We start from the raw sequence: 1,759 nt of genomic DNA on the forward strand, positions 1-1,759 counted from the left end.
ACATACGCCTACGACCCGTTCGGAAGACGCCTCTCCAAAGAGCGTCAAGACAAACTCGCCTGGACGAGTACCGACCCGAAACGCACCCACTTCGTCTGGGACGGAACGCGATTACTTCAGGAGTACACCTACAAAGGCAGCTACACCTATATCTACACCGACCAAAACAGCTACGAACCGCTGGCGCAAGTCTTTGACAACGCCAAAGACGGTAAGCAATACCTCGCTTATTTCCACACCGACCAGATCGGCATTCCGAGGGAGATGACCGACCAGTTCGGCAATCTGCTGTGGTATGGAGACTACACCGCTTGGGGTCATCTGAAATCGGAGATGAAGGTTTACCCGAACGCGCACCAGCCGTTCCGGTTGCAGAACCAGTATTTTGATGCGGAGACGGGGTTGCATTACAATTTCTTCCGTTACTATGAATCTGATACGGGACGGTTTGTGAACCAAGACCCGATTGGGTTGCTGGGCGGGGATAACCTTTATTCGTTTGCGCCTAATGCGCAGGGGTGGGGCGATCCCTTAGGTTTATCTTGGCTTGATATTCCAAAAAATCATGGAGTAACAGCTAAACCGCATATAAGTAATGCACATGGTCATCATATTATATTTAAAGGAAAGTTCGACCGTTCTCCTGCAATGAAGGATGCGTTAACTCGTTCCAGAAATATTGCACATAAATATAATATTCCATTAAATTTTAACTATCGAACTACTACTGGGCGTTCCAATCTAATGATTGCGTCAAATATTAAAGGTGTTCATACGGTTAAAAATGCAGAAAAAGTAGCTACTCTACTTGAACAAGCTGATAAGCGTGTGACACAATGGATGAAACGCGGAGTTATGAATAAAGCACAAGCAGATAAATATATGAGTAAGCAATTGACAAGAATTGGTGGGAAAGTTTTTGGCAAGTATGGTTCTCATAGTAAAAAATGCTAATTTATTAAGTGTATTGGATATAAGGATTGGTTATGAAAGCTTTAAATGAAAATTTGACTAATAATTTAATTAATGATGTTAAAAATGGAGTGTTAACTTCATTAGGTTTTGTTCTATCGAAATATGAAGAAAATGATATTTTTGCATATGTGTTATATATCGATGACTATTGTCAGTATTTAGGATGGGCTGCAAATACTATCTCTCATTACAAAGAATTAAAGAAGAATCTGCCAGTTGAAGAACATTCTTTTGTAAAATGGTATTATTCAGAATTTGAAATAGGCACAGGTGAAGTCCCCGAAGAAATTGATAAAATATTTAACCAAAATATTCAAGAAATTTTAGATAATATTCAAAAATTATTAGATGAAGATTTTGAAGTTGTTCAAGCAAATGTATATGATGCTATTATCGAAGGATTTAAATTAGCATTAACTGAGATGGATAAAAATAAGATAAAAAATATAATATTTTATGTTTCTCTTGCAGATAGTGATAATGCTGAAATTATGGAAAATTATTCAGCCAAGAAATTAAATTCATCAGAAAAATTTCTTCTTTTTAAGAATCGTTATGCTTGAAGCAAGCAGAGTAGTACACAAAATCCTCCAATTCTAATTAGTGTGTGTGTAAAACACACACACGCGGGCTTTTCAGTTTTCAGACGACCTCAATATTCTCTTTGAAGTCGTCTGAACTTTTGTTCTTTAATAATCTCATTATTTATCGGTTGACAAACCGATTGACATAGAGGTTGTCTGAGAAGCAGCTTTCAGACGACCTCTACCAAATCGCCTCCCCC

Annotated in this window: 2 protein-coding genes; both read left to right on the top strand. The window is 38.0% G+C overall.

Annotated elements, in window-relative coordinates; translation table 11 throughout:
* Positions 1-954: RHS repeat domain-containing protein (locus HMPREF2596_RS11530; RefSeq protein ID WP_283140397.1), on the top strand; the 954-nt coding region annotated here is incomplete at its 5' end.
* A 32-nt stretch (positions 955-986) separates the two neighbouring features.
* Positions 987-1,538 (top strand): DUF4303 domain-containing protein, encoded by a 552-nt coding sequence (locus HMPREF2596_RS03200; protein ID WP_070849608.1) that lies wholly within the window; start codon positions 987-989, stop codon positions 1,536-1,538.
* Positions 1,539-1,759 lie beyond the last annotated feature (221 nt).

This window comes from Neisseria sp. HMSC078C12, from assembly GCF_001838065.1.
GTDB lineage: Bacteria > Pseudomonadota > Gammaproteobacteria > Burkholderiales > Neisseriaceae > Neisseria.

Coding starts and splice junctions, on each gene's coding strand:
- HMPREF2596_RS03200 (WP_070849608.1), top strand. CDS start 987: ATGAAAGCTTTAAATGAAAATTTGACTAATAATTTAATTAATGATGTT.